Origin of the sequence: Sphingomonas populi (assembly GCF_004208535.1) — a bacterium.
GTDB classification, from domain to species: Bacteria; Pseudomonadota; Alphaproteobacteria; order Sphingomonadales; family Sphingomonadaceae; genus Sphingomonas; species Sphingomonas populi.
Window position 1 is genome coordinate 1 of the sequence record NZ_SGIS01000111.1, and the last position, 3087, is coordinate 3087.

Genomic DNA, 3087 nt, shown 5'->3' on the forward strand with positions numbered 1-3087 from the left:
GCCATCAATCGCTACCTCAAGGAACACAACGCCGACCCAAAGCCCTTCGTCTGGACCAAGCCCGCCGCTCAAATCCTCGACAAGCTCGCCAGACTGCCTGCATCTTCCGTCTGACTCGCTGCACTAGGGAGGCTGAACCTGCCTTACGTTGGTCACTCAATGGGGAGAATTGCGCTAAATAGCTGTTGTATGTATTTTATTTCTATGCAAGTTAATTAATGAGCGGGTCTCGGCCCGGTAGATTCGCCGCTGGCTTGGTACGGGGCGCTAAAAAGCGGGCTTCTATGTTGAGCCAAATGAAAAAAAGCTTGTGGTCGAGGAGTATGAAATGGCGGTGACGTTCCTGCAGGATGAGACTTTTGAAAGCTACTCGGTGCGCCTCTCGCCCTTCTTCAAGATGAAGCGTGAGAACGGCATTATTGAAGTCCGCGTCCATACACATGACGGCGAAGCGCTCTTTGGCCTCGAAATGCATCGCGCTTTCGCCCAGATGTTTCGTGCTGTGGGAGCTGATCGTCAGAACGAGGTGATGATCCTCACCGGCACAGGCGACTATTGGGTGCGTTCCGTTAACAAGGAGAACAGTGGCGAGCATGGCGCCGACGCAGGGCACGCGCCGCCCTTTGCCGATTTTATCTACGACACTTTTCATATCGACGGCACCAAAATCGTCGAGGAACTCATCTGGAACGTCAACATCCCCGTCATCGGAGCGGTCAACGGCCCTGGGTTTCATGCCGAAACGGTGTTTCTGGCGGACATCACGCTGTGCACGCCCGACACTACCTTTGTCGAGCCCCACTTTACGATCGGTCTTGTTCCGGGTGATGGAAACTACCTCATTCTCCAGGAACTAATTGGACTGAAGCGCGCGAACAAAGCGATGTTCCTGGGCCAGCCCATTACCGCGCAGCAGGCCTTGGAGTGGGGGCTCGTGACCGACGTCGTACCGCGAGAGGATCTTCTCGACCGGGCCTGGGCGATTGCCCGATACTTCATGCAGCGTCCACGAGAGGTGCGAGCACTGACGACAAACGTGGCACGGCAGCGTTGGAAGAATCTTTTCACGCGCGAATTCGCCATGCACCTGTCACATGAAATCACCGCCGCACTCATCCGCCCCGTGTCTATCGAGGCGCAGGAGGAAGCTGTGACGGGCAGGTCAGGTTATTTCGAAGCGACGTAAGTGCCATCAGGGCGACTTTCTGGCGGTAGATTTAGGCAGTGCTGGGCTGGTCGCCTATATGTCCGAACCGGCCACCACCGCTGATAGTCGTGCAAATTTAGCTATTATATTCCTCAATATGACCGTTCAGCGCGATGGCGCACTGCGTTGATACGTTCTTCTGGGAGAGATTTCATGAAGGTTTTCGTAACTGCAGCATTTGGGCACCAAGGCAAAATCCTCATCCCCAAGCTCGCCGCGGCTGGTTTCGACGTGCGTGCGGCCCGCGGGACAGCGAAGCGAGAAGAAGAGGTGCTACGTCTCGGCGCCAAAGAAGTGTTCGTTGGCGACCTTAGCGATCCCAAGGTATATGCTGAAGCACTCGATGGTTGCGATTCAGTCTATCATGTAGGTCCCGGCGCCCACCCGCGAGAGTTGGAGATGGGCTACGCCATGGTCGAGGCCGCCAAGAAGGTGGGGGTGCGCCACGTCGTGCTCCTATCGCTTCTGCAGCCGTTCATCGATATCATTCAGCATCGCTACAAGCTTGATCACGAACTGGCCCTCGTAAAGGCTGGTCTTAATTACACCGCACTTCGGCCATGCGATTACATGATGCCGGAAGTCCACGTCGCGCCGGCCGTGCATACAGGTATCTTGCCCGTCTTCTCCGAAGATCTTGACCGGGTGCACAGCTTCCTTTCCCTGGACGATCTGACTGATGTGGCGCTCAAAGTCTTGATCGAAGGGTCCACGCACTATTTTGCCGCTTACGAGCTGTCCGGGCCAGACAAGATTACTCCCCTCGGGATGGCACAGATTCTGTCCCGGGTAATCGGTCGGGACGTTCAGGCGGAGGTAAAGTCACCTCAAAACCTTATCGACGCTTTGTGGGAAAACCGCGATCCCTCCGCCGATTTCTCTCACCAGGAGAAGATCGTCCGCTCGATCATGGCGTGGTACAAGCAATATGATTTCGTTGGCAATCCGCGCACCCTGGAATGGTTGCTGGGCCGCCGGCCTACGACCTTCGAGGAATTCGCGACCAAGGCGTATGCCGATATCTTTGCCGGAAAGCCTAAGAGCCCCACCGAAAATTGAGTTGAGCGGTTTCAGTAGCTTGTGATTCACCGAGGGTTGCAGCCCTCGCAAGGAGATCGAATGACGATTATGCGGCAAGGACTTCAATGTTCAGGACGAGGAAACCAGTCCCGGGGCTCGAGCATCAAAGCTCTCTGAACCGATGTGGACCTCGTTCTTCGAACTGCATACCGGCCCGTGGCGAATATCAGGCCACACCAAGAGGCCTGACACACGAGCGATAGAAGCGCCATGCCGACAGAACGTCCGAAAATCACCTTGCAAAACCGGGGGCATCCACACACGCCCCGGGTTTTCTGGAGGCTGTTTCGTTTGAGTCACGCAACCATATCGAGGGTCTCGAGGGTTGCATAGTAATTGGCCTCAGCCTCGGCGGGCGGGATGTACCCGATGGGGCCGAAGAGGCGATGGTAGTTGAACCATTCGACCCAGTTCAGGGTCGCCATCTCGACCGCTGATGCGCTCGGCCATGACCGTTGGCGCCAGATGACCTCGGCTTTGGAAAGGCCATTGATGGTCTCGGCCAAGGCGTTGTCATAGGAATCACCAACGTTGCCGACAGAAGGCACCAGCTTTGCGTCGGCCAGGCGCTGCGTGTAATTCATGGCCAGGTATTGAACGCCGCGATCGCTGTGATGGGTCAGCCCATCATCCGGGCCGGGCCTTCTTCTCACAAGTAGGAGCCTCCGGAAAAGGTTGTGTAACGCGAGGTCTGGAAATTCGATCGGGTCGTGATTGGTAAGCTGGTGCCGGGGCATGCCCCGGCACCAGCTGCCCATCTTCTGCATTCCATGGAGTTGCGACACACCCGTGGAGAGAGC

The 3087-nt window shown here is 56.4% G+C and carries 3 protein-coding genes and 1 pseudogene; 3 read left to right on the forward strand and 1 reads right to left on the reverse strand.

Translation table 11 applies throughout. From position 1 onward, the window contains the following. From EWE75_RS25915 to EWE75_RS24170, 3 genes and pseudogenes are all read left to right on the forward strand, one after another. Nucleotides 1–114, forward strand: a pseudogene (locus tag EWE75_RS25915) (IS630 family transposase); the annotation flags it as partial. Nucleotides 115–328: 214 nt separating this feature from the next. Then, nucleotides 329–1186: an enoyl-CoA hydratase/isomerase family protein gene (locus tag EWE75_RS24165; protein ID WP_130160577.1), complete on the forward strand. Its 858-nt coding sequence runs from the start codon at nucleotides 329–331 to the stop codon at nucleotides 1184–1186. A 174-nt stretch (nucleotides 1187–1360) separates the two neighbouring features. Next, the gene (locus tag EWE75_RS24170) at nucleotides 1361–2266 is read left to right on the forward strand and encodes an SDR family oxidoreductase (RefSeq protein WP_130160578.1); all 906 of its coding nucleotides are present in this window, start codon (nucleotides 1361–1363) and stop codon (nucleotides 2264–2266) included. 317 nt (nucleotides 2267–2583) lie between these two features. Here EWE75_RS24170 and EWE75_RS24175 read toward each other — a convergent pair. Further along, on the reverse strand, nucleotides 2584–3087 hold a 504-nt coding region (locus EWE75_RS24175; protein WP_231708549.1), incomplete at its 5' end, for an integrase core domain-containing protein.